The following is a 24,938-nucleotide window of genomic DNA, read 5'->3' as shown; positions in this document are numbered from 1 at the left end:
GCTGTAAAATCATGCTCATTATGCCTGATTCAGCGGCGCTTCTGGTACAATTGCGCCAAAGTCAGTCTTTACAGAGTGTTATCTGCATGAAAATCGGTCTTTTTTACGGTTCCAGTACCTGTTACACCGAAATCGTAGCGGAGAAAATTCGCGATTTTATTGGCGAAGAGCTCGTCACCCTGCACAACGTGAAAGATGACGATCCGCGCCTGATGGAGCAGTACGATCTGCTGATCCTGGGGATTCCGACCTGGGATTTCGGCGAGTTACAGGAAGACTGGGAGGCGATCTGGTCACAACTGTCGACCCTGAATCTGCGCAACAAGATTGTGGCGCTGTACGGCATGGGCGACCAGATTGGCTACGGTGAATGGTTCCTGGATGCGCTGGGTATGCTGCATGAGTTGTTGCAGCCGATGGGCGTGCGCTTTGTCGGTTACTGGCCGCTGGCAGGATATGAGTTCACCAGCCCGAAACCGCTCACTGCCGACGGCCAGCAGTTTGTCGGTCTGGCGCTCGACGATGTGAACCAGTTTGAGGTCACCGACGAACGCGTCGAACAGTGGTGTGAGCAGATATTAACCGAGACCGCCGAACTGCTGTAATCGCTAAACGGCCCTATCCGGTGAGCGGCTTTAGCGGGTAAAGCCGCTTCAGCGCTCATTCACTCTGCGCCTCGCTGAAACAGCGGGCGCGCAACGCCCGCCATTCACCCGGCGGCATCATGTCCTGCATCAGCCATAAGCGCAGGGTTCTGCCCCGCTCGCTTTTCGCCACCCATAACACGCCAAACGGCATCCAGCGCAGCGGCTGAGTCGGCCGCCAGCGTTCGCCCTGCCAGCACCAGATTTGCGCACTCTCGCGCTGAAGCGAACCACGCCGCTGACGGAGCCGTCGATGATGGCGCCCGCCTTCCGCCAGCACTAATCCCGCTATCGTCAGCTTAATCAACCCTCCGCTGACGGGCAGCAGCAGCACGCCGGAGAGCGCCACCACCAGCCACACGCCCAGCAGGATAGGCGCCAGGCGGGACGGCTGCAGATTACATTGCCACCGGGCCGCGTTCACGGTTGCGCTGCTGAATCAGGTTAACCATCCGCTTCAGCTCAGGATCGCTGGGCTCGCCGTGGTTCATCAGCCAGTTAAACAGGTCGGGATCGTCGCTCCTGAGCAGCGCGATAAACACCTGCTTATCGGTGTCGTTCAGGCTGTCATATTCATATTTAAAGAACGGCATAATAGCCACATCCAGCTCCAGCATGCCGCGGCGGCAGGCCCACTGAATCCGTGATTTATCATTGATATCCATGCGTCAGTTTCCACAGTTCACCACATGGCGGCTAGTGTAACCTGGATTGTCGCAGACTGCAGGCGAAGCGCAGCCTGCTGTGCGATCTGCCGCACATCAGGCCGCCTTTTTTCAGGGTTATCACGCGATTTGTGCGCCGTGTTCAGTAAACAGGTTGCATTGCCAGTCGGCTCTTTTAACATTGAGGATATTGTTTCGGATGAACCTTCTTAATCAGGATATCTCCATGCCAACCTTTACTTTACCGCCGCGCCAGCCTGTTGCCTCGTCCCGTCTGCCGTTAACGCTGATGTCACTGGATGCCTGGGCGCTGGTTTCCGTCTTCGGCCCCGACAGCACCGCCTACCTGCAGGGTCAGCTGACGCTGGACGTGGCCGCGCTGGATGCCGCTCACCATCTGCCCGCCGCTCACTGTGATGCCAAAGGCAAGATGTGGAGCAACCTGCGCCTGTTCCATCGCGGCGAAGGTTATGCCTATCTGGTGCGTCGTGAACTGCGCGACACTCAGCTGAGCGAATTAAAGAAATATGCGGTGTTCTCGAAAGTGACGCTGGCGGCCGATGATGAGGCCGTGTTGCTGGGCGTGGCCGGTTTCCAGGCGCGCGCCGCGCTGGCCAACCTGTTTGAACAGTTGCCCGACAGCGAAACCCCGGTGGTGCAGCAGGGAGAAACCACGCTGCTGTGGTTTGCGCATCCGGCAGAGCGTTTCCTGATCGTGACCTCGCTGGCCCAGGCGGAATCGCTGCAGCAGAAACTGGCGGATGATGCCGAGTTCAATGACAGCCAGCAGTGGCTGGCGCTGGAGATTGAAGCCGGCATTCCGGTGATTGATCCCGCCACCAGCGTGCAGTTTATTCCCCAGGCTACCAACCTGCAGGCGCTGGACGCCATCAGCTTTAAAAAAGGCTGCTACACCGGTCAGGAGATGGTGGCGCGGGCCAAATACCGTGGCGCGAACAAACGCGCACTCTACTGGCTGGCGGGACAGGCCAGCCATCTGCCGGCAGCCAATGCGGCGCTGGAACTCCGGATGGGTGAGCGCTGGCGACGTACCGGCAGCGTGCTGACGGCGGTGCAGCTGGATGACGGTGTCAGCTGGGTACAGGTGGTGATGAATAACGATCTGGAGCCGGAGAGCGTGCTGCGGGTTGAGGGTGATGAAGGCGGTCATCTGACCATTCAGCCGCTGCCCTACTCGCTGCAGGAAGAGTAACGGCTCAGGCACGTCGCCGCAGAGGCTGCGTGCCTGCGCGGCGGCTACTCCGCTTTCTGCGTCATGTTCAGCAGGGTGCGGATGTTCTGCGCCGTGGTGGCAATGATGTCGATAGCGCCGGTGCGTAACGCGCCCAGAATCGCCATCGCTTTGGTGTTCTCCGAGGCGATGGCAATCACGCACGGGATCTTGCGCAGTTCATCAATGCTCAGACCAATCACCCGATCGTTCATCACGGTATCAACGTGCTGCCCCTGCGAATTAAAAAAGTCGTAGCCCGCGATATCACCGATGACGCCCTGATTCAGGCTGGCGTCGATGATTTCGTGCGGCGTAAACCAGCCTAACTTAACCATGTAGCTGTTTTCATTCATATCGCCGATGCCGACCAGCGCGAAGTCAGCTTTGCGCGCCCGATCCAGCGTCTCTTTAATGGTGCCGTTCTGCATAAACGCCGCTTTCAGCGAGCGATCTTCGACATAGGCCGGAGCGTAGAGCGTTTCGCTGATGCCACCAAACTTCTTCGCCAGCCGACGGCTGATGTGGTCAGCGTTAATCGCATCACCGGGACGGTGAGTGCCGCCGATACCGCTGATGAAGTGACAGTTACGCGTCGGCACCTGGCCCGGATGATCGGCCACCGCCGCCACGTTGCGCCCTTGCCCGACGGCCACCACCGAGTTTTCTTTTAGCGATTGCTCCAGCCAGGAGGAGACCAGCGCCGCCACCTGACGCCGCTGCTCATCATTGTCCTGCAGATCGAGCGCGATCAGCGCACGCTGTAAGCGGGGAAAGCGGTCAAGCAATTGCTGCTCAAGCCGGGTACTGAATACCGGATGGTAACGCACGTTGATTTCAACAATGCCCTCTTCCCTGGCACGCTTCAGCAGCCGTCCGACTTTGATGCGTGAAATGCCAAACTTACGCGCAATCTCTTCCTGGGTAATTTCGTCCTGATAATAGGCGACTGCGATTTCGGTCAGCAGTTCAGCGTCCTGAGAAGGCGTGTGTTTTTCCATGCGTTATCTGTCTCGCAGTGAGTTACCTGACTAAGCACAGGCGTTTCAGGAGGGAATTTATACCATTGAACCGGCTCACCTCGCCAGGCATTGAGGCGGCGAGCCGGTAGTGGTGTCACAGATTAGCGATGAATGGCGTCGATTTTCAGCATCCGGGCAATCACGATATCCAGCTCTTTCTGATCGAAAATCTGCTTCCAGTCAGGCTTCACAATCTTCTCGCGTCCATATTCCATGGCGATCATGCAGGCATCAGAGAACGGATTAGTGGCGCGGAACGCTACCGCCAGCGCAATCTGAATATGCCCGTAGAGCATTGCTTTTGCGGCCTCTTCCGGAACGCCACTGTGCTTCACCGTTTCATCGAGCGCTTCTTTCATAAAGGCGCCCACCATGCAGGCGACGGTCTCAACCAGCGTCGGCTCAAGATAGGCCAGTTGGGTCACCGTCACCCAGTGTACCTGCTCCACCGGGCCATACATCACGCTGATCACCTTGCTAAGTTCGGCGCGCTGCGCCTCGCTGCCCGCTTCATAAGCCGCGGCAACGTGCTGAATCGCGGCAATGCCGCCAAAGGCGTCGGCGTGCTCCTCTTTGGTGTAACGCTCAAGGAATACCGATGGATGACAGGGATGCGCCACCGCATACTCAATATCGTCACGCTGGAAGATCAGATTGGCATAGGCGGCGGCCGGATCGAGCGTTAACAGCACCGCGCCAGCCTTCATCTGCGGCACCACCGCTTCAGAGACCTTACCCAGCACAATATCCGGCACCGCCAGGATCACCACGTCGCTTAACGGCACCACCGAGGCGGCATCCGACAGTTCACGGCCCTGTTGAGTAACCTGCTGCTGCGCCGCGGGTGAATTTTCACAGTAAAAGACCTGGTAATCACTTTTCTGGAAGTTGGCTGAAATGCGCATGCCCATCTTGCCGCCGGCGCCAATCACAGTAAGGGTTTTCAGTTGATTCATTATTATTACTCCCGATTTTGTTTACTACGTAAAAATTCCACGCTGCGCGCCGTCCACTCAGCTTCACGCTGACAGGTGGTGGCAGCGTCTTCCTGCCACGGCAGCCAGTGTTCAATAATCTGGTTAATGCCGCGTTCGGCCGGACGCACGCTGGCGATCATCTGGTCATAATCGAGCAAGCCTTCACCCATCGGGCAGCCGGCATAGGTAAAGCCGACCCAGCCATCACGCCGGGTAAAGGCGAAATCTTTGATATGCAGATTGCCGACCCGCGTCGCGGTCTGCGCAATGACCTGCTCAGGTAACTCCAGCCCGGCGACGCAGTTGGCCGGATCGAGACAGACACCCAGCCACGGCGACGGAAAGCGGTTAATCACGGACATCAGATCCGCCGTTTTGACCTGCTCGTAGGTCTCAAGACAGAGCCGGACCTGCTGCTCCGCATAGTCCGGCAGCACGTCGGCGATCAGCTGCGCCGCCTGCTCCAGTGAGGGGCGATGGCTGGCGGTGTAAAACATCGAGCGCACGACATGCGCATCGAGCTGTTGCGCCATCTGCAGATAGCGTTGCAGATGGGCCGTCTCCAGTCCACGAGTGCCGAGTTCCAGCGTAATGCCCAGCGCATCTGCCTGCTGCCGCAACCGTTGCAGGTCGGCATCCGACCAGCTCTCAATTGCCGGATAATCGCAAATCTGGAACAGCGACAGATCGAGTGCGGCGGTCTGCTCCAGCATCTGTCCCAGCGTCAGCGGCTGCGGAACCCGCTCTGACATGCGCCAGAAAAAGGCGTAGGTGCTGAGTCCGATCTGGCTCATGAGTGACACTCCTCCGCCAGCGCGCTGGCCTCGTCAATAATCTGCTCCAGCGCGGCAGGATCGTGGGCAAAGCGGCCGAGGAACAGACCATCCACGGTTCCGCCAAGCCGCTGAATCAATCCCGGACCGGCGCTGCCGCCGTAGATCACCTGCAGAGAAATGCCTGCTGGCGTCGGCAACTGACGCACACCTTCACACACCGCGCGGATATAGCTTTCGGGTGCCGGTTGCGGTGCGCCAATCGCCCACTGCGGTTCCCAGGCAAAAAAGAGCGTGCCGGTCAGACCCTGCTGCTGTGCCAGCGACAGCGCCTCGCACAGTTGCTGCTGGCACAGGGCGATCGCCTGTGACGGTTCCCCCTGCTGCGCTTCCCCGATGCATAACACCGGCGTCAGGCCGTGGCTGAGCGACATCGCCACTTTGGCGGCAATCTGCGCGGAATCTTCATGGAAATGGCGGCGGCGTTCGGCGTGACCGATCTCCGCCAGCGAACAGCCCAGCTCCTGCAACATGCTGGCGCTGACTTCACCGGTCCAGGCACCGTTTTCAGCCTGGCAGACATCCTGACCCCCAACGCGTACCGGCGTATCGGCAAAAATAGCGGCAGCCGCCGGTATCGCCGGATAGGCGGGCAGCACAAACAGCCCGATATCGCCGCGCTGAATCGCTGGATGACGCCGCGCCAGTGCGGCAACGTCGTGGCACCAGTCGAGGGTTTGCTGGTAGCCAAAATACATTTTCAGGCTGACGCCCAGCCACAGAACAGGTTGTGACATGCTCAGGCTCCCTGATCCGCGGTGGCGTGATCTTTCAGCAAATCGGCCACGGTATTGACGATCATCGCCAGCGAAATCGCGCCTGCATCGGGCGTGCCGAGGCTTTTTTCAGCCAGCGGCCTGGCGCGCCCCATTTTCGGCAGCAGTTGCGCCGTGGCCTGCGCGGCGTCATCAGCCACCCGTGCCGCTTCGCACCAGGCCTCGGTCAGTGAGCTACCGCGCGCAACGGCGGCGTTCAGGCTGTCGCTGAACGGGACCAGCACATCCACCATAGTCTTATCGCCGACCCGCGCTTTGCCGAAATGCTGAATCCCTTCCTGCGCCTGCCGCACGCCACGGGCAATGCGCGCAGCGTCCGGCGTCTGGCTGTCACCGATGGCGGTTCCGATGGCGGTCAGCGCCACGCCCCACAGTGCGCCGGAGGTGCCACCCGCTTTATCAGCCCAGGCATCAGCCGCACGACATAACAGCGTACCGGCTCCCGCGCCTCGCGCCGCCACCTCACGCGCCTTTTCAACCGCGCCCAGCACGCCGCGTTCCATCCCGATGCCGTGATCGCCATCGCCTGCCACCGCATCAATATCACCCAGTTTTTCGGCGTTGCGTTGCAGCATGGTGGCTACCGCCTCCAGCAGTTGCAGCAGCTGTTGTGCGCTCTGCTGTGAGTCAGCGCTGGCGACAGGCAGGCTCTCTTCCGCCTGCTCCAGCATCGCATCCGGCCCCAGCGCTTCGGCAACGATGACGCTGCCTTTGCGGTAGGCTGGAGCATTGGCCGGGGCGCGCCAGAAGGTTTCCAGCTCATCATCCAGCCACATCAACGTCAGTGAAGCGCCAGCCATATTGAAGCTGGTAACAAATTCGCCGACGTCCGGCTCAATGACCTGCAACTGCGCCGCCTCAAGCAGCTGCGCCACCCGGCGATAGACCACGAACAGCTCTTCATATTTCACCGTGCCGAGGCCATTAAGGATCACCGCAACCCGCTCTCCCGCCGTCTGGCTGATGCCCGGCGGCAGCTCGCTGAGCAGTCGGTTAACGAAAATTTCGGCCAGCTCATCGGCGGTCGGCACGGCCGATTCGTTGATACCCGGTTCGCCATGAATGCCCAGCCCCAGCGCCATGCGCCCTTTTTCCACTTCGAACAGCGGGTGCGACGCGCCCGGTAAGGTACAGCCAGAAAACGCCACGCCAAACGAACGGGTGCGATTATTGGCATGCTGCGCCAGCCTGAGTACCTGCTTCAGTGGATGGCCCGCTTCGGCAGCGGCGCAGGCAACTTTGAACACCGTCAGATCACCGGCGACGCCGCGCCGTTTCTCAATCTCGTCGATGCCGGCGCTGGAAATATCGTCGGTGACCGCCAGGATCTCGCACGGGATCCCATCGCCGCGCAGACGCTCACAGGCCTGACCGAAATGCAGCACGTCACCGGCATAGTTGCCGAACATCAGTAACACGCCACCGCCATTACTGGCAGCGCGCGCCACATTATAAATTTGCTGCGCCGACGGCGAGGCAAACAGGTTGCCCATCGCCGCGCCGTGTGCCAGACCTTGTCCAACCAACCCGGCGAACGCCGGATAGTGACCTGAGCCACCACCCACCACGACCGCCACGCTGCCCGGCTGGCTGCGGGTGTTGCGCACCACCCCGCCCGGCACCTGACGTACTTTATCGGCATTAGCGGCCACGAAGCCTTCGATCAGTTCAGCCGCGAAAGCGGAAGGCTGGTTAAACAGGTAAGTCATGGTAATTGCTCCTGTGCGAGAGAGGTCGGTTCAAGCTGGCGGCTACGGTTCAGCAACAGCATCAGCACTGCTGACAACAACATGAAGCCGCCAACCACAAACATCGGTACGGTGTAGCTGCTGGTGGCATCGTGCAGCGCGCCGGTGATATAGCCCGCCGAGAAGCCCGCCACATTGCCCAGCGTGTTAATCAGGGCGATGGCGGCCGCAGCCGAAGCGCCGGTCAGAAACTGCGTCGGCAACGTCCAGAAATTGGGTAAGGCGGCAAAGATAGAGCTGGCGGTAATCGCAATCACCATGATGGTGGTGAAAGGCGAGTCCATGAACAGCGCCAGCGGCACGCTGATGCCACCGGTCACCGCCGGAATCGCGATGTGCCAGGTTTTGCAGCCACGACGAGAGGCGTCACGGGACCAGAAGAACATCACCACCGCGGCAATCAGGTAAGGCACGCCGGTGATCAATCCTTTCTGCATCACATTGAAGGTGGTGCCGAACTGCTGCTGGAAGCCGCCGATGATGGTCGGCAGGAAAAAGGCCAGCGCGTAGAGGCCGTAGATAAAACCGAAGTAGATCAGACACAGCATCCAGACGCGGCGATTGCCAAGAATGCTGCGCACGCCCTGGTGTCCGGTCTGGGTTTTCGTCTTATGTTCTGCATCCAGCTCGCGGGTCAGCCAGTTTTTCTCGTCTGCCGTCAGCCATTTCGCCTGACGCGGTGTATCCACCAGCCAGAACAGCGCCACGATGCCGATCAGAATGGCCGGGATGGAGACGCCGAGAAACATCACGCGCCAGCCCGCCAGGCCAAACAGGCCATGCTGTTCAATAAAGGATGCCGCCAGCGGTGCGCCGAATACCACGGTCAGTGGCTGCGCCAGATAAAACAGCGACAGGATTTTGCTGCGGTGGCGTGCGGGCACCCACATGCTGAGATAGAGGATCGCGCCGGGAAAAAAGCCCGCTTCCGCAATGCCCAGCAGCAGGCGCAGGGTATAGAGCCCGTTAATGCTGCTGACCCAGGTAAAGAGCAGCGACACGATGCCCCAGCTGATCATGATGCGCGCCAGCCATTTACGGGCGCCAAAGCGATGCAGCGCCAGATTGCTCGGCACTTCCAGCAGGATATAACCGATGAAAAAGATGCCGGAGGCGAGACCGAACTGCACGGCGGTCAGGCCGAGATCCTGCGTCATGCCATTGGGTCCGGCGAATGAAATCGCCGTACGGTCGAGGAAGTTGATAAAAAACATCAGGGCGACAAACGGCACCAGTCGCCAGGAGATCTTACGAATCGCGGATTGCTCCACGTCAGTCATTGTGGTCCGGGTCATGACGCACCTCCGGTCTGGGCGCGATAAAAAGTGGTGTCAGGTGTTGGCAACGCACGCGGTGCATTGTCGAAGCAGGTGCAAAAAACAGGGCCTGGGTAATCCATGTGCGAGTCCTCAATGGGTCTTCTTGTACATTGGTATCACTATTCGAACAAATGAACAGTACACGTATAATTGAGCAGCTCTCAACAGCAACGGTGAGATCTGTGATCCTCTTCAAATGAATTAAATTCAGCGCAATTTTCAGATAACCTGCCGGTATGCCGCGCCGTGCGGGGAAGAATCACGCTTACAGCGCAGCCAGTCGCCGCGACGCCGCGTAAAACAAATGAAATACTATTGAACATATGAACAGAAATGTGTCAGGCTAAAGCTGAACATTTTTACGCCTGTCATTGCGTGGCGGGCTAAGCGGGTAACTGGCTGGAGAAGACGATGAAAACGATCGCGATTGGCGCCGATGATGCGGCGATTGAACTGAAAAACTTGATTAAACGTCATCTGGAAGAGAAGCAGTACGAAGTGGTGGATTACAGCAATGACGCCCGCAATGACCGCCCGATGTATCCGGACGTGGCCTTTGCGCTGGCGACGGCAATCCAGCAGGGAAAATATCAGCGCGGCATTCTGCTGTGCGGTACCGGCATTGGCGTGGCGATCGTGGCCAATAAAGTCCCTGGCGTCCGGGCGGCCCAGTGCCATGACACCTTCTCGGCCGAGCGCGCCCGCAAAAGTAATAATGCGCAGGTGATGACGATGGGCGCACGCGTGGTGGGACCGGAGCTGGCGAAAAGCATCGTCAATGCCTGGCTGGCGTCGGAGTTTGAGGCCGGTGGGTCGAGCGCAAAAGTCGATAAAATTGATTATTACGAGCAGGCGAGCCTGAATAAGTAAGCCGCGCTTTTTCATCAGGCGAAGCCGCCCGTTACCGGACTCCGCCTGACTTTCCTTTACCACACCACCAGAGAGGCGACGCGGCTTTCGCAGGGAAAAGTGTGCCTGGCGTGGCGCTGCGGGTCTGACTATGGAGCAGAAAATGAACCCTTTAGAGGCGTTGAAACAGTTCACCACCGTGGTGGCCGACAGCGGCGATATCGAGGCGATACGTCGCTATCACCCGCAGGATGCCACCACTAATCCGTCACTGATCCTGAAAGCGGCGACGCTGCCCCGCTACCAGCCACTGATTGAGCAGGCGATTGAGGACGCCCGCACGCAGGGCGGCAGCAAACAGACGCAGATCATCAATGCCAGCGATCGGGTCGCGGTTAACCTTGGGGTGGAGATTCTGAAAAGCGTGCCGGGCCGGGTTTCGACCGAGGTGGATGCGCGTCTCTCCTTTGATCGCGGCATGTGCGTCACCAAAGCCGAAAAGCTGGTGCGGATGTATGAAGAGCAAGGGATTGATCGCTCACGCATTCTGATCAAGCTGGCGGCCACCTGGGAAGGGATCCGCGCGGCTGAAACCCTGGAGCGCAACGGCATCCAGTGCAACCTGACGCTGCTGTTTTCCTTTGCTCAGGCGCAGGCCTGTGCCGAAGCGGGAGTGTTTCTGATTTCGCCATTTGTCGGACGTATCTATGACTGGCATCAGAGCCGCAATCCAGAGACGGAGTACGATGCGCAGCGCGATCCCGGCGTGGTGTCAGTACGCAACATTTATCACTACTACAAATCTCACCGCTATCAGACGGTGATTATGGGCGCCAGCTTTCGTAAAACCGAACAGGTGCTGGCGCTGGCGGGCTGCGATCGACTGACCATCTCCCCCGATCTGCTGCAGAGCCTGGAAAGCAGCACGCTGCCGGTGACGCGCCAGTTAACACCTTCGACGGCGGTGTCGAATCCGCCCTCTCCGCTGACGGAAGCGCAATTCCGCTGGCTGCATAATCAGGACCCAATGGCGGTCGATAAACTGGCGGAAGGCATCCGCCAGTTCGCCGTGGATCAGCAAAAGCTGGAAGATATGCTCGCTTCACGGCTCTGATGGTCGCCAGGCGGAAGCCCGTTCCGCCTGGCTAACTGACATAAAAATAGATCGCACAGAAATGGCAGATAGAGCCGCCCAGTACAAACGCGTGCCAGATCGCATGATTATAAGGAATGCGGCGCGCCACATAGAAAATCACCCCCAGCGAATAGATGATACCGCCGATGGCCAGCAGCCAGATGCCGCCCGGTGCCAGCGTCATCGCCAGCTGATAGACCACAATCAGCGACAGCCAGCCCATGCAGAGATAGGTCACCAGCGACAGCACTTTGAAACGATGGGCAATGGTCAGCTTAAAGATGATACCGGCCAGCGCCAGGCCCCAGATCACCACCATCAGGCCGTATGCCAGCGGCGACTTCAGGCCCACCAGCAGGAAAGGCGTATAGGTGCCGGCGATCAGCAGATAGATGGCGCAGTGATCCAGTTTTTTCAGCCAGGGCCTGGCCCGGCCGTTGGGAATGGCGTGATAAAGCGTTGAGGCGAGAAACAGCAGGATCATGCTGCCGCCATACAGGCTGTAGCTGGTGATGGCGGTGGCATCTGCACCGGTCTCAAACGCCTTGTTGAGCATCAGAACCAGGGCAACAATGCCAAACAGGCAGCCCAGCCCATGACTGATGCTATTAGCAATTTCCTCGGAGAGTGAATAGCCTGGCGAGGGGATACGCGTGGTGGTCATAAGGTGTCCTGAAAGTGAAGCCATAACGAAAACAGGACCATCAGAGTAGCCAACTCCGCTTTCGGTGTACACATGTACGCTGAAAATAATCTGTGAAACGTTGTAACGGTCAAACCCGCCGATGAATCTGGTAAACTGTCGGCTGGTCAACTGTACAATGAGCCATCCATGTTTTCGCACCGCGATCTCGCCCGCCTTAATGACCTGGAAATGCAGGTCTATCAGTTCATCATCAAACATCGTGAACGTGTTGGTTATATGACCATTCGCGAGCTGGCCGAGCAGGCCGCGGTTTCCACCACCACCGTGCTACGCTTTTGCCGCAAGATGCACTGCGAAGGCTGGTCAGAATTTCGTATCCGGCTGCGGTTAACCGAGCAGCAGAGTGCACCGCAGGTGAATACCGCCAGCGTCCATGAGATGTTGAGTTTTTTTAAAAGTATTAATAACGACGAGTTCGGCCAGTTGATTGCCCAGGCGGCGCAAAAGATTAATCAGGCTGAGCGGGTGTTTTTCATTGGCGTCGGAACGTCGGGCAGCCTGGCGAAATATGGCGCGCGTTTCTTCTCTAACCTCGGTAAATTCAGCCACGCGATTGACGATCCCTATTATCCCGTCAGCCCCGATCTGTATGAAAATGCAATTGCGATTATCCTGTCGGTTTCCGGCGAGACCGAAGAGATTCTGCGTATTGCCAGCCAGTTCAGTGCAAATAAGTGCAAACTTATCGCTATAACCAATACTGAGAGCTGCTCGCTGGCGAAAATGTGTGATTTCAGCCTCTGTTACCACGTCCCGATCATCCGCATGGCCGATAATTATGACATCACCACTCAGGTGCCGGTCACCTATATTATCGAGGCGATTGGGCGCCAGCTGGGAAAATAAAACAGGCTGTTTTCTGGCTGTAACAGATCACATTACTGGCGCGTTGTTATATCGTGACTTTCATTATTGCCTTGCTACACTCACTGCAATTTCAATATCCGTAATGGAGTGAGCATGAGTGCAGAATTGCAGTTACCAAAAGGGTTTCTTTGGGGCGGTGCGGTTGCGGCGCATCAGGTTGAAGGCGGCTGGGATCAGGGCGGCAAAGGCGTCAGCATCGCTGATGTGCTGACCGGCGGCTCACACGGCGTCGATCGGGTGATCACTGACGGCGTTCAGCCCGGCAACTTTTATCCGAACCATCAGGCGGTGGAGTTCTACTCTCACTATAAGCAGGATGTGGCGCTGTTTGCCGAGATGGGCTTCAAATGCTTCCGCACCTCGATTGCCTGGACCCGCATCTTCCCGAATGGTGACGAGCAACAGCCCAATGAAGCTGGCCTGCAATTCTACGACGATCTGTTTGATGAACTGCTGAAGTACGGCATTGAACCCGTCATCACCCTTTCTCACTTCGAAATGCCTTATCACCTGGTGAAACAGTATGGCGGCTGGCACAACCGCAAGGTAGTCGATTTCTTTGTGCGCTTCAGCGAAGTGGTGCTGAATCGCTATAAAAACAAAGTGAAATACTGGATGACCTTTAACGAGATCAATAACCAGCGCAACTGGCAATATCCGCTGTTTGGTTACTGCTGCTCTGGCGTGATCTTTACCGAGCATGAGAAACCGGAACAGGCGATGTATCAGGTGATGCACCACCAGTTTGTTGCCAGCGCGAAGGTGGTGAAACTCGGTCATGCCATTAATCCTGACTTTCAGATTGGCTGCATGATCGCCATGGTGCCGGTCTATCCTTTCTCCTGTCATCCTGATGATGTGGTGCTGGCGCAGGAAGCGATGCATCAGCGTTACGTGTTCAGCGATGTGCAGATGCGCGGCTACTATCCGGCTTACACCCTGAAAGAGTGGGCGCGTAAAGGCTATGAGATCCAGATGGAAGCGGATGACGCCGATACGCTGCGTCAGGGCTGTGCAGACTACGTCGGCTTCAGTTACTACATGAGTAACGCAGTGAAAACCGATGCCAGCGGCGTGGATGACCCGATCACCGGCTTCGAAGGCGTGGTAAAAAATCCCCACGTTAAAGCCTCTGACTGGGGCTGGCAGATTGACCCGGTCGGCCTGCGCTACGCGCTTAACGAACTCTATGAACGCTATCAGAAGCCGCTGTTTATCGTCGAGAACGGCTTTGGTGCTATCGACAAGCCAAACGATGCAGGCGTGATTGAAGATGATTACCGCATCGACTATCTGCGCGCCCACATCGAAGAGATGAAAAAAGCAGTCACTTACGACGGTGTAGAGCTAATGGGCTATACGCCGTGGGGCTGCCTGGATTGCGTCTCCTTCACCACCGGCCAGTACGATAAGCGTTACGGCTTTATTCACGTCAATAAAAACGACGACGGCAGCGGCGATTTCTCCCGTTCGAAGAAGAAGAGCTTTAACTGGTATCAGCAGGTTATCGCCAGCAACGGCGAAAACCTGTAACGGGTGACGCCGCGGCTGAAAAGCAGCGGCGTGCTGCGTTAGCGCCCACCGGCAGCATCAATGATGCTGCCGGTGACGTAAGAGGCGGCCTCGCTGGCCAGCCAGACAATCGCTTCCGCGACCTCCTCCGCCTGCCCGCCGCGCCCCATCGGGATCGCACTGGCGAGGCGATCAACCCGACCCGGCTCACCGCCATCAGCATGCATTTCCGTGTAGATGAATCCCGGACGAACCCCGTTAACCCGAATCCCCTGCTGCGCCACTTCCAGCGATAATCCTTTGGTCAGCGTATCCATCGCGCCTTTCGACGCGGCATAATCGACATACTCACCCGGTGCGCCAATCCGGGCCGCGGCTGATGAGACATTCACTATCGCGCCGCCCTGACCGCCGTGATGGGTTCCCATTCGTTTGACGGCTTCGCGGCAGCAGAGAAAGGTGCCGATGACGCTGGTCGCAAAAACTTTGTGCAGGCGGGCCGCATCGAGCTGCTCGACCCGGCACTGCTGAAACAGAATCCCGGCGTTATTAACCAGCAGGGTCAGCGGCGCGGACTGATGATCGAGCTGCGCAAACATTGCCATCACCTGCGCTTCATCGGCAATATCCGCCTGCAGCGCAAAGGCATCGCCGCCCTGCTGCTGGATCGCGCTCACCACCTGCTGTGCTTCCGCCTCGCGCTGGCGATAATTGACCGCCACCCGATAGCCTCTGGCGGCCAGTAATAGGGCGGTGGCGCGTCCGATACCGCGACTGCCGCCGGTAACCAGTGCTAATTTCATCTTGTCTCCCATAAAAAAAGGGCCGACGAATCGGCCCTGTTCAGGTTGGTTTAGCGGTTTCGCGTATACGCGCGTTACTGATAATCGCTCATCGGTACGCAGGAGCAGAACAGATTGCGATCGCCAAACACATCATCCAGACGTTTTACCGTCGGCCAGTATTTGTTATGGCTGCCCGCCGGGAAAACCGCCAGCTCACGGCTGTAGGGATGCGTCCACTCGCTGACGATTTCCAGCTGAGTATGCGGCGCATTGACCAGCGGATTGTCTTCCAGCGGCCATTCGCCCGCCGTTACCCGGTCGATCTCCATACGGATAGAGAGCATCGCGTCGATAAAACGATCCAATTCGATTTTGCTTTCCGATTCGGTCGGTTCAACCATCAATGTTCCCGCCACCGGGAACGACATGGTCGGTGCGTGGAAACCGTAGTCAATCAGACGTTTGGCAATATCCAGTTCGCTGATACCGGTCTGCTCTTTCAGCGGGCGGATATCGAGAATGCATTCATGCGCGACCCGACCATCACGACCGGTATAGAGCACCGGATAGGCTGACTGCAAACGACTGGCGATATAGTTGGCATTCAGGATCGCCACTGAACTGGCCTGCTTCAGCCCTTCCGCGCCCATCATGCGAATGTACATCCAGCTGATCGGCAGAATAGAGGCGCTGCCAAACGGTGCCGCTGACACCGCACCCTGCTGCGTTAATACGCCATCGATCTGCACCACGCTGTGACCCGGAACAAACGGGGCCAGATGCGCTTTCACGCCAATCGGTCCCATGCCCGGTCCGCCGCCGCCGTGCGGAATACAGAACGTTTTATGCAGGTTAAGGTGCGACACATCCGCACCAATGTAGCCCGGCGTGGTGATGCCGACCTGCGCATTCATGTTGGCGCCGTCGAGGTAAACCTGGCCGCCATACTGATGCACAATCTGGCAGACTTCGCGGATAGTCTCTTCATATACGCCGTGAGTCGACGGATAGGTCACCATGATGCAGGAGATTTTGTCGCCTGCCAGTGCCGCTTTCTCGCGCAGATCGCCGAGGTCAATGTTGCCCTGTTTATCACAGGCCACAACCACCACATCCATGCCGGCCATCTGTGCGGATGCCGGATTGGTGCCGTGGGCCGAGCTCGGGATCAGGCAGAGGTGACGATCGCCCTGGTTGCGGCTTTCGTGATAGCGACGAATCGCCAGCAGACCGGCATATTCGCCCTGCGCGCCAGAGTTCGGCTGCATACAAAGCGCATCGTAGCCGGTGAGCTGTACCAGCCACTGCGACAGCTGACCGATCATTTGCAGATAACCGCTCGCCTGTTCTGCCGGGCAGAACGGATGCAGTTCAGCAAATTCTGGCCAGGTGATCGGGATCATTTCCGCCGCGGCATTGAGTTTCATGGTGCAGGAGCCAAGAGGGATCATCGCCTGATTCAGCGCCAGATCCTTTTTCTCCAGGCTGTGCATGTAGCGCATCATCTCGGTTTCACTGTGATGACGGTTAAACACCGGATGCGTCAGGATCTCACTGTGGCGCAGTAAACCGGCCGGAATTGACTGGCTCTCCAGCGCAACGTCGTGGTCGAGCTTATCCAGATCCAGCCCGTGCGCGTCACCCAGCAGAATGGCGAACAGCGTCAGAATATCTTCACGCTGGGTGGTTTCGTCCAGCGTGATGCCAACGGCCTGATGAATATCGCTACGCAGGTTAACGCCAAAGCTCAGGGCGCGGTTCAGCACCGCCGCTTTGTCTGAGACCTCCACCGTCAGGGTATCGAACCAGTGCTGATGGCGCAGCGTCAGACCGCCCTGTTGCAGGCCCGCCGCCAGAATGTTGGTAAAACGATGGATGCGCGAGGCGATGCGTTTGAGGCCCGCCGGACCGTGGAATACCGCATAAAGTCCGGCGATATTCGCCAGCAGCACCTGAGAAGTACAGATGTTGGAGTTGGCCTTTTCGCGACGGATATGCTGTTCACGGGTCTGCATCGCCATACGCAGCGCGGTATGACCGGCAGCATCACGGGAGACGCCGATGATGCGGCCCGGCATCGAGCGTTTATGCTCATCGCGGCTGGCGAAGAAGGCCGCGTGCGGACCGCCGTAACCCATCGGCACGCCGAAGCGCTGCGCAGAGCCAAACACAATATCCGCACCCTGCTTGCCTGGCGCTTCCAGCAGCACCAGCGACATGAAATCGGCAGCCATGCTGACCACCACTTTGCGGGCTTTCAGCGCGGCAATCAGCGCGTTGTAATCGTGCGCTTCGCCGGTGGTGCCAACCTGTTGCAGCAGCACGCCAAACAGATCGTCATGATCCAGGGCTTTTTCGGCCTCATCGATAATCAGTTCAAAACCAAAGGTTTCGGCACGGGTTCGCACCACATCAAGGGTTTGCGGATGAATATCCCCGGCAATAAAAAATTTAGTGGCGTTTTTCAGCTTGCTGACGCGTTTTGCCATCGCCATCGCTTCTGCAGCGGCAGTGGCTTCGTCCAGCAGCGAGGCGGAGGCAATATCCATGCCGGTCAGATCCAGGGTCAGCTGCTGGAAGTTTAACAACGCCTCCAGTCGTCCCTGTGAGACCTCCGGCTGATACGGCGTATAGGCGGTGTACCAGCCTGGATTCTCCAGCATATTCCGCAGGATCACCGGTGGCGTGATTACCGCGCTGTATCCCATGCCGATCCAGGATTTGTAACGCAGATTCTGACTGGCTATTGCTTTCAGTTCAGCCAGCGCCTGCTGTTCCGTGGCGGCTTCACCGACCGCTGGCGGGCCAGGCAACTGAATATCTGCCGGAACAATCGCGCCGATTAATGCCTCCAGCGACGGAGCGCCAATAGCGTCAAGCATCATCGCTTGTTGCTCAGGTGAAGGACCGATATGGCGCTCGATGAATGCACCGTTGTGTTCAAGCTGGCTGAGAGTCTGAGTCATTAGCAGTAAATCCTGAATCGGGCTGGGGAACAGAGAGAGCAAACAGAAATCTGCGGCCCCGACGAGAGGCCGCCTGACGATTACTCGTCGATAGACGCTTTATACGCATCTGCATCCAGCAGCGCGTCAATTTCTGACTCGTCACTGGCTTTGATTTTGAATAACCAGCCGCCGTCATACGGCTCGCTGTTGACCTGCTCTGGTGCGTCGGACAGCGCATCATTGACCGCCACAATCTCACCGCTGATCGGCGCATAGATATCTGATGCGGCTTTGACCGACTCGGCGACAGCACACTCTTCACCGGCCGCAAAGGTTGTCCCTACTTCAGGCAGATCGACAAACACCATGTCACCCAGCAGTTCCTGTGCGTGTTCGGTGATCCCCACGGTGTAAGAACCATCTTCTTCTTTGCGCACCCACTCGTGGCTGTCGCGGTACTTCAACGTATTCGGCACATTGCTCATTGGCCATTTCTCCTGAATAAAATTTACTGGGCGACCGGTTTACCGGCGCGGACAAAAATCGGTCGGGTAACCTTTACCGGCATCTGACGGTTACGAATCTCAACGATGGCGGTGTCGCCAATCGAGGCCGGCACCCGCGCCAGGGCAATGCTGTAACCCAGCGTGGGCGAAAAAGAGCCGCTGGTGATGATCCCTTCCTGCGGCTCGCCCTGGTCGTCGGTGAAGCGCACCGGCAGCCCGTTACGCAGCACGCCTTTTTCGGTCAGGATCAGCCCAACCAGTTTTTCTGTGCCGCGTTCACGCTGGAGTTCCAGTGCTTCACGGCCGATAAAAGCCCGGTCAGCAGGCTCCCAGCTCACCGTCCAGCCCATATTGGCAGCCAGCGGAGAAACGCCTTCATCCATCTCCTGACCGTAGAGGTTCATGCCCGCTTCCAGCCGCAGCGTGTCGCGCGCGCCCAGCCCGGCCGGCCTGACGCCGGCGGCCAGCATTCGCTGCCAGAAATCGGCTGCCTGCTCTGCCGGTAATGCAATTTCATATCCCGCTTCACCGGTATAGCCGGTAGTGGCGATAAACAGCCCCTCCGCCTCAACGCCAAAGAATGGCTTCATACCTGCCACCGCCTGCCGCTGTGCGTCGCTGAACAGCGTCTGCGCTTTCTGCTGCGCCTGCGGACCCTGAACGGCAATCAGCGCCAGGTCGTCACGTTCGGTCAGCGTAATGCCGTAGCCCTCGGCATGCCGGGCGATCCAGGCGAGGTCGTTCTCACGGGTAGCGGAGTTCACCACCAGCCGGAAAAAATCTTCGCTCATAAAGTAAACAATTAAATCGTCAATGACGCCACCCGACGCATTCAGCATGCCGGTGTAGAGCGCTTTGCCGGGCTGGGTCAGTTTTGCCACATCATTTGCCAGCAGGTAGCGCAGAAACTCGCGGGTACGCGGGCCTTTCAGGTCAACAATCGTCATGTGGGAGACATCAAACATCCCGGCGTCATTACGCACCGCATGATGCTCGTCCATCTGGGAGCCATAATGCAGCGGCATCATCCAGCCATGAAAATCGACCATGCGGGCGCCGCAGGCCTGATGCTGTTCAAACAGAGGTGTTTGCTGAGTCATAACCATCCTGTGCAGAAGCGAGTGAGTAGCAAAGCGCGCCGGAAACGGTGCCGACGCAAACGTTCTCTTTAGCCTGACGTTACCACCGAATCTGACGATTAACCATAAGCAAACCGGGGTCGAAAGCTGATGCACAGCCTAACCAGGATTCCACATCGACAGGATAAAAAACTGCGATTTTGTGATTAATCACGCAATAAATGCAGGGAGGTTGAATATACCCAGCAAATTTATGCGAGAAGCCGTTCAGGATGTTAAAAAAACACCGTGACGGCTTAGCAACCGAATAAGAAAAAGTAATGCGAATTGCGCGGCAAAATTAGAATAAATCAAACGAAGGGCAATGGTGGTGCGGCGCTGCATTGTGATGGTGCAGCGCGGATTTCAGCGATAAAAAAGGCCAGCAAATGCTGGCCTGGTAGTGAGCGCTGACGCTGCGTTTATCGCAGCCACGCCGGCAGATCATTCAGGCCCATCGCCTGCTTCAGCATCAGCGGTTTGACGCCCGGCAGGCTGTCCGCCAGCTTGAGGCCAACGTCGCGCAGCAGCTTTTTGGCCGGATGAGTGCCGGAGAACATCTCGCGGAAGCCCTGCATCCCAGCCAGCATCATCGCAGCGCTGTGCTTACGGCTGCGCTCGTAGCGGCGCAGGTAGAGGTGCTGTCCGATATCTTTACCCTGCTGGTGCAGACGGCGAATCTCGCCAATCAGTTCAGCCGCGTCCATAAAGCCCAGGTTGACGCCCTGCCCTGCCAGCGGATGAATGGTGTGGGCCGCATCGCCCACCAGCGCCAGACGATGCGCGGCAAAGTTGCGGGCATAGCGCGCCATCAGAGGGAAGGTTTTGCGCTCGCTCTCCAGCTGGCACAGGCCGAGCCGCATATCAAACGCCACCGACAGCTGCTGGTTGAACAGCGCTTCCGGCATCGTCTCCAGCCGGCTTGCTTCCTGCGGCGACAGCGACCAGACAATCGAACTCAGATGCGGGTCCTGCATCGGCAGGAAAGCCAGGATACCGTCACCATGAAACACCTGACGCGCCACTGCGTCGTGCGGCAGCGCAGTACGGACGTTGGCGACCAGGGCGTGATGATCGTAATCCCAGAAGGTCAGCGGAATATCTGCTTTGTTACGCAGCCAGGAGTTGGCCCCGTCAGCGGCAATCATCAGACGCGCCGTTAACATGCTGCCATCCTGCAGGGTAATAAAGGCTTCATTGTCGCCAAACGCTACCTGCTGCAGCTGTGAGGGCGCCATCAGCGTGACGTCGCTGCAGACGCTGGCGCGTTGCCACAGGGCGCGATGAATCACCGGATTTTCGATGATATGACCCAGATGAGAAAGCCCCTGCTGCTGGTCGTCAAAAGCGATAGCTCCGAAGCTATCTTTATCCCACACTTCCATGCCGTGATAGGCGCTGGCGCGCAGCGAGAGAATGGTCGACCAGACATCCAGCTTCTGCAGCAGCCGTTCGCTGGCGGCATTAATGGCCGAAACGCGAATCGAGGGTGCATCACTCAGGCTGAGCGGTGGCTCGGGCGATTTTTCCAGTACCGCGATGCGCAGTCCGCTACCCTGCAGGCCGCAGGCGACCGCCAGTCCGACCATACCGCCACCGGCGATCACCACATCAAAAGTTTGCATCAAAGCCTCTTTATTAACGCTTAACCCAGCCAAGCGTACGCTCAGCCAGTTGATTTCGTAGCCACGGCAGATGATCCATCGCCATCAGGCCCAGATTGCGCCCGATCACCAGCGGCGTATGCCGGTTCGCGAAGATGCGGACTAAGCCGTCGGTAATGCCGATGGTCGCGGCGCGATCCTGTTCACGGCGCTGCTGATACTGATTCAGCACCGCATAGCTGCCGGGGTCCTGCTGCTGTCGATGGGCTGAGGCCAGCGTCTCGGCCAGGGACATCACATCGCGCAGGCCAAGGTTAAAGCCCTGTCCGGCTATCGGGTGCAGCGTCTGCGACGCGTTACCGACTACCGCCACCCGATGCGTGACCGGCTGCACCGCCCGGTGCAGCGCCAGCGGGTAGCATTCACGCTGACCGGCATGCGTAAATTTGCCCAGCCGCCAGCCAAATGCCCGTTGCAGTTCACGAAGAAAGTCAGCATCACTCCAGCGCATAACCGCATCACGCTGTGACAGCGGATGGCACCACACCAGCGACAGGCGATTGCCGGACATCGGTAGCAACGCCAGCGGGCCGTGCTCGGTAAAGCGTTCAAACGCACGTCCCTGATGCGGCAACGCCGTGGTGACATTGGCAATCAATGCCAGTTGCTGGTAGTCGCTGGTTTGCCACTGGATACCGCAGGAGGCCGCCAGCGCCGAACGTGAGCCATCGGCTGCCACCAGCAGGTCGCCACTGAGCTGCTCGCCGTTATCCAGCGTTATCCTGACCTGCTGCGCGCTGCGACTGGCCTGCGTAACGCGAGCCGGACAGCGCAGCGTGACGCCCGGCGCTTTTTTCAGCTCAGCAAACAGACGCTGTCCGACATCGAACAGCTCCACCACCTGCCCCAGCGCCGGAATGTCATAATCCTCCGCCGCCAGCGAGACGAATCCCGCATGGCCGCGATCGGAGACGTGAATGTGGGTAATCGGTGTGGCGCAGCTGGCAATGCGCTGCCACAGGTTGATATCCGCCAGTTGCTGACAGGTACCGGCTGCCAGTGCTATAGCGCGGCCGTCATAGCCTGGGTGCGACCGGCTGGCGGGCTCGCTGCTTTCGATCAGCGTCACCGGCAGCTGGCCCTGCGTCAGATGGGATATCGCCAGCGCCAGCGTTGCGCCGGTCATGCCGCCACCGGCAATCAGAATAGTCATGCTGTTTTTGCCGCCGCCATTAATGCTTCGATCGCTTCGGCATCCTTCACCACGCTGTCGGTCAGATTTTCATTGCCGGTTTCGGTGATCAGAATGTCATCTTCGATACGAATGCCAATGCCGCGATACTCTGCCGGGACATCGGCATCCGGGGCGATGTAGATCCCCGGCTCCACGGTCAGTACCATGCCTGGCTCCAGCACCCGATCGCGGCTTGGGGTACCGTAGTGCCCGACATCGTGCACGTCCAGACCCAGCCAGTGGCTGAGGCCATGCATGTAGAACTGGCGATGCGCCTCTTCAGCAATCAGGGTTTCGACTTCCCCCTCCAGCACGCCCAGCTCTACCAGGCCGCTGACCATAATCCGCACCACTTCGTCATTCACTTCACGGATGCTGATGCCCGGCCGGAACAGCGTGAGAGAGGTGTAGAGAGAGGCCAGGACGATGTCATAGATGGCGCGTTGCGGGGCGCTGAATTTCCCGTTAACCGGGAAGGTGCGGGTAATATCGCCGGCATAGCCGTGAAACTCACAGCCTGCATCGATCAGCACCAGGTCGCCGTCGCGCAGTTCACTCTCATTTTCGGTGTAGTGCAGAATGCAGCCGTTTTCACCGGCGCCAACAATGGTGTTGTAAGCCGGAAAGCGGGCGCCGTGACGGGAAAATTCGTGATGAATTTCGCCTTCGAGCTGATATTCATACATCCCGGGGCGGCAGGCTTCCATCGCCCGGGTATGCGCCAGGGCGCTGATTTTGCCGGCGCGGCGCAACAAAGCAATCTCATCCTCATCCTTGAACAGGCGCATCTCATGCACCCACGGACGCCAGTCGGTCACCGTCGCCGGTGCGCTGAGATTCTGGCGGAAACCGCGGCGCAGCTTATCCAGTGCGTTAAACACCAGCGTGTCGGCTTCCGCATGTTCGCCCTGCGCATGGTAAACCACATCCAGACCGTTCAGCAGCAGGTGCAGCTGTTCGCCAATATCGTTCCACGGCAAAGCGCGATCGACACCCAGCTTTGCCGGTGCCGCCTCCTGCCCCAGTCGACGTCCGAACCAGACTTCCGCGGTCAGATCCCGTACCCGGTTAAACAGAACGCTGTGGTTATGCGTTTCGTCACTTTTAATCAGCACCAGCAGCGCCTGCGGCTCGTTGAAGCCGGTGAAATACCAGAAGTCGCTGTTCTGACGGAACGGATATTCAGTGTCGTTGCTGCGCGTCACTTCAGGCGCGGCAAACAGCAACGCGGCGCTGCCGGGTACCATTTTCGCTAACAGCGCCTGTCGACGCTGCTGGAATCTGTCCAGTGAAATCATCTCTGCACTCCCTGTAATCTGATCGGATTGAACTGACCGGTTGACCCGTTAACGTAAGTTTAGTGTAGCGTCGGTTTCCGGACTTCTGGCGCGGTCGGCTGCGGACGGGTAAAGGTGTCGTGACACAGCAACGCCGCCACACGCACATACTCAATCACCTCCTCCAGCGACTGTTCCAGCTCTTCCTCATCTTCGTCTTCCTCATAGCCCAGCTGGGCGATGGTGCGCAGATCATCGATCGCCTCACCGGTCTCGCCGGTGACTTTATCCAGTTTAGGCTGTGTCACGCCGAGGCCGAGCAGAAAATGGTTTACCCAGCCGGCCAGCGCATCGGCGCGATCGAATACCGTGATGTCATCATCGCTCGGCAGCAGCAGCTGAAACAGAAAACCTTCATCTTCCAGCGTGGTGGCGATATTTTCGTGCAGCGCCTGTAACGGCATCGACAGGCTTTGTGAAAACGCCATGCCCTCATTGGCCAGATCGTGCACCAGGGTCTTCCAGCTCGGGTCCTGATTGCCGCCGCACAGGATGCCGCTCAGCAAGCCATGCATTTCCGCTGGGGTCATTCCTACGCCCTGCTGTGAGAGCGCCGCCGCCAGCGCGTTGTAATCGGGGGTTGCGTTCTGTAAGGACATAAGTTTTCATCGTCGTTGGCAGAATAAGTTCGTGTTATGCTACCACTAGCTGCCTCAAGGTTTCCAGAAAAGGGGTTGTAACTTATTTCGCGGGTCTATATAGTTGCCCGCCTCTCAAACCATTGATGGTTAAGGGAGTTGCGGGCGAAGTAATCAGTCAGGAAGGTGGCATGTCTGCACAACCGGTAGATTTACAAATTTTTGGTCGTTCGTTGAGAGTGAATTGTCCGCCTGAACAGCAAGATGCGCTGAATGCAGCGGCTGAAGATCTCAATCAACGGTTGCAAGATCTAAAAGTTCGCACTAGAGTCACCAATACAGAACAACTGGTGTTCATCGCCGCGTTAAACGTCTGCCACGAGCTGGCGCAAGAGAAAGTGAAAACGCGCGATTATGCTGCTAATATGGAACAGCGTATCCGTATGTTGCAGCAGACGATTGAACAGGCGCTGGTTGAGCAAGGTCGCATCACTGAGCGTGAGGATGCGAAGTTCGAATAAAACTTCATGGTTGCTATACTCTG

General features: G+C 58.0%; 24 protein-coding genes. 7 read left to right on the top strand and 17 right to left on the bottom strand.

Annotated elements, in window-relative coordinates:
• Positions 1-86: 86 nt before the first annotated feature.
• Complete coding sequence (fldB, locus tag LZU96_RS04310) at positions 87-605, top strand: flavodoxin FldB (RefSeq protein WP_233987212.1); 519 nt, start codon at positions 87-89, stop codon at positions 603-605.
• A 55-nt stretch (positions 606-660) separates the two neighbouring features.
• Here the strand turns inward: fldB and LZU96_RS04305 are convergent, their stop codons facing one another.
• Together LZU96_RS04305 and sdhE are read right to left on the bottom strand one after the other, a co-directional pair.
• Entirely contained in the window at positions 661-1,068 is a 408-nt protein-coding gene (locus LZU96_RS04305; RefSeq protein ID WP_233987211.1) for a protein YgfX, read from the bottom strand.
• Entirely contained in the window at positions 1,043-1,309 is a 267-nt protein-coding gene (gene sdhE, locus LZU96_RS04300; protein WP_233987210.1) for an FAD assembly factor SdhE, read from the bottom strand. Before sdhE ends, LZU96_RS04305 begins: the two co-directional genes overlap by 26 nt.
• 226 nt (positions 1,310-1,535) lie before the next feature.
• Between sdhE and ygfZ the strand changes: the two genes are divergently transcribed.
• Positions 1,536-2,522 carry a tRNA-modifying protein YgfZ gene (ygfZ, locus tag LZU96_RS04295; protein WP_233987209.1) on the top strand — a complete coding sequence of 329 codons (987 nt, stop codon included), beginning with the start codon at positions 1,536-1,538 and terminating at the stop codon, positions 2,520-2,522.
• Between the two features lie 44 nt (positions 2,523-2,566).
• Here ygfZ and LZU96_RS04290 read toward each other — a convergent pair whose 3' ends face one another.
• The 6 genes from LZU96_RS04290 to LZU96_RS04265 all read right to left on the bottom strand — a co-directional run bounded on the left by LZU96_RS04290 (position 2,567) and on the right by LZU96_RS04265 (position 9,191).
• Positions 2,567-3,541 (bottom strand): sugar-binding transcriptional regulator, encoded by a 975-nt coding sequence (locus LZU96_RS04290; protein ID WP_064703544.1) that lies wholly within the window; start codon positions 3,539-3,541, stop codon positions 2,567-2,569.
• 122 nt (positions 3,542-3,663) lie between these two features.
• Positions 3,664-4,521, bottom strand: a complete 858-nt coding sequence (locus tag LZU96_RS04285) for a phosphogluconate dehydrogenase C-terminal domain-containing protein (RefSeq protein WP_233988127.1) — start codon at positions 4,519-4,521, stop codon at positions 3,664-3,666.
• A gap of 2 nt (positions 4,522-4,523) precedes the next feature.
• On the bottom strand, positions 4,524-5,333 hold the full coding sequence (locus LZU96_RS04280) for a sugar phosphate isomerase/epimerase family protein (RefSeq protein ID WP_233987208.1): 810 nt from the start codon (positions 5,331-5,333) through the stop codon (positions 4,524-4,526).
• Positions 5,330-6,109, bottom strand: coding sequence for a triose-phosphate isomerase family protein (locus LZU96_RS04275; RefSeq protein ID WP_233987207.1), 780 nt, complete (start codon positions 6,107-6,109; stop codon positions 5,330-5,332). The genes LZU96_RS04280 and LZU96_RS04275 overlap by 4 nt, the downstream gene beginning before the upstream one ends.
• Before the next feature lie 2 nt (positions 6,110-6,111).
• Positions 6,112-7,857 (bottom strand): dihydroxyacetone kinase family protein, encoded by a 1,746-nt coding sequence (locus LZU96_RS04270; RefSeq protein ID WP_233987206.1) that lies wholly within the window; start codon positions 7,855-7,857, stop codon positions 6,112-6,114.
• Positions 7,854-9,191 (bottom strand): MFS transporter, encoded by a 1,338-nt coding sequence (locus tag LZU96_RS04265; protein WP_233987204.1) that lies wholly within the window; start codon positions 9,189-9,191, stop codon positions 7,854-7,856. Before LZU96_RS04265 ends, LZU96_RS04270 begins: the two co-directional genes overlap by 4 nt.
• A gap of 435 nt (positions 9,192-9,626) precedes the next feature.
• On the opposite strand from LZU96_RS04265, the gene rpiB reads away from it, so the two are divergent.
• Positions 9,627-10,085: a ribose 5-phosphate isomerase B gene (gene rpiB / locus LZU96_RS04260; protein WP_064703550.1), complete on the top strand. Its 459-nt coding sequence runs from the start codon at positions 9,627-9,629 to the stop codon at positions 10,083-10,085.
• A 142-nt stretch (positions 10,086-10,227) separates the two neighbouring features.
• Complete coding sequence (gene tal / locus LZU96_RS04255) at positions 10,228-11,178, top strand: transaldolase (protein ID WP_233987203.1); 951 nt, start codon at positions 10,228-10,230, stop codon at positions 11,176-11,178.
• A 31-nt stretch (positions 11,179-11,209) separates the two neighbouring features.
• Here tal and trhA read toward each other — a convergent pair whose 3' ends face one another.
• Positions 11,210-11,863 (bottom strand): PAQR family membrane homeostasis protein TrhA, encoded by a 654-nt coding sequence (gene trhA / locus LZU96_RS04250; RefSeq protein WP_233987202.1) that lies wholly within the window; start codon positions 11,861-11,863, stop codon positions 11,210-11,212.
• A 168-nt stretch (positions 11,864-12,031) separates the two neighbouring features.
• On the opposite strand from trhA, the gene LZU96_RS04245 reads away from it, so the two are divergent.
• Positions 12,032-12,751, top strand: coding sequence for a MurR/RpiR family transcriptional regulator (locus LZU96_RS04245; RefSeq protein ID WP_233987201.1), 720 nt, complete (start codon positions 12,032-12,034; stop codon positions 12,749-12,751).
• A gap of 114 nt (positions 12,752-12,865) precedes the next feature.
• Entirely contained in the window at positions 12,866-14,305 is a 1,440-nt protein-coding gene (locus LZU96_RS04240) for a 6-phospho-beta-glucosidase (protein ID WP_233987200.1), read from the top strand.
• Positions 14,306-14,343: 38 nt separating this feature from the next.
• On the opposite strand, the gene LZU96_RS04235 is transcribed toward LZU96_RS04240, so the two are convergent.
• From LZU96_RS04235 to LZU96_RS04200, 8 genes are all read right to left on the bottom strand, one after another.
• Positions 14,344-15,087, bottom strand: coding sequence for an SDR family oxidoreductase (locus tag LZU96_RS04235; RefSeq protein WP_233987199.1), 744 nt, complete (start codon positions 15,085-15,087; stop codon positions 14,344-14,346).
• A 74-nt stretch (positions 15,088-15,161) separates the two neighbouring features.
• Positions 15,162-18,035, bottom strand: coding sequence for an aminomethyl-transferring glycine dehydrogenase (gene gcvP, locus LZU96_RS04230; protein ID WP_233987198.1), 2,874 nt, complete (start codon positions 18,033-18,035; stop codon positions 15,162-15,164).
• A gap of 80 nt (positions 18,036-18,115) precedes the next feature.
• A complete protein-coding gene (gene gcvH, locus LZU96_RS04225) occupies positions 18,116-18,502 on the bottom strand; it encodes a glycine cleavage system protein GcvH (RefSeq protein ID WP_233987195.1) in 387 nt (128 codons plus the stop codon).
• Between the two features lie 23 nt (positions 18,503-18,525).
• Positions 18,526-19,623, bottom strand: a complete 1,098-nt coding sequence (gcvT, locus tag LZU96_RS04220; RefSeq protein ID WP_233987194.1) for a glycine cleavage system aminomethyltransferase GcvT — start codon at positions 19,621-19,623, stop codon at positions 18,526-18,528.
• A gap of 440 nt (positions 19,624-20,063) precedes the next feature.
• Positions 20,064-21,266, bottom strand: coding sequence for an FAD-dependent 2-octaprenylphenol hydroxylase (gene ubiI, locus LZU96_RS04215; RefSeq protein WP_233987193.1), 1,203 nt, complete (start codon positions 21,264-21,266; stop codon positions 20,064-20,066).
• 13 nt (positions 21,267-21,279) lie between these two features.
• Positions 21,280-22,458 carry a 2-octaprenyl-6-methoxyphenyl hydroxylase gene (gene ubiH, locus LZU96_RS04210; RefSeq protein ID WP_233987192.1) on the bottom strand — a complete coding sequence of 393 codons (1,179 nt, stop codon included), beginning with the start codon at positions 22,456-22,458 and terminating at the stop codon, positions 21,280-21,282.
• Positions 22,455-23,777 (bottom strand): Xaa-Pro aminopeptidase, encoded by a 1,323-nt coding sequence (gene pepP / locus LZU96_RS04205; RefSeq protein ID WP_233987191.1) that lies wholly within the window; start codon positions 23,775-23,777, stop codon positions 22,455-22,457. The genes ubiH and pepP overlap by 4 nt, the downstream gene beginning before the upstream one ends.
• Before the next feature lie 59 nt (positions 23,778-23,836).
• Positions 23,837-24,415 (bottom strand): YecA family protein, encoded by a 579-nt coding sequence (locus LZU96_RS04200; RefSeq protein ID WP_094120674.1) that lies wholly within the window; start codon positions 24,413-24,415, stop codon positions 23,837-23,839.
• Between the two features lie 170 nt (positions 24,416-24,585).
• Here LZU96_RS04200 and zapA point away from each other — a divergent pair, with 170 nt between their 5' ends.
• The gene (zapA, locus tag LZU96_RS04195) at positions 24,586-24,915 is read left to right on the top strand and encodes a cell division protein ZapA (RefSeq protein WP_094120675.1); all 330 of its coding nucleotides are present in this window, start codon (positions 24,586-24,588) and stop codon (positions 24,913-24,915) included.
• Positions 24,916-24,938: the final 23 nt, after the last annotated feature.

Origin of the sequence: Pantoea agglomerans, from assembly GCF_021397715.1 — a bacterium.
GTDB classification, from domain to species: Bacteria; Pseudomonadota; Gammaproteobacteria; order Enterobacterales; family Enterobacteriaceae; genus Pantoea; species Pantoea astica.
This window is presented reverse-complemented; position numbering and strand designations above follow the sequence as displayed.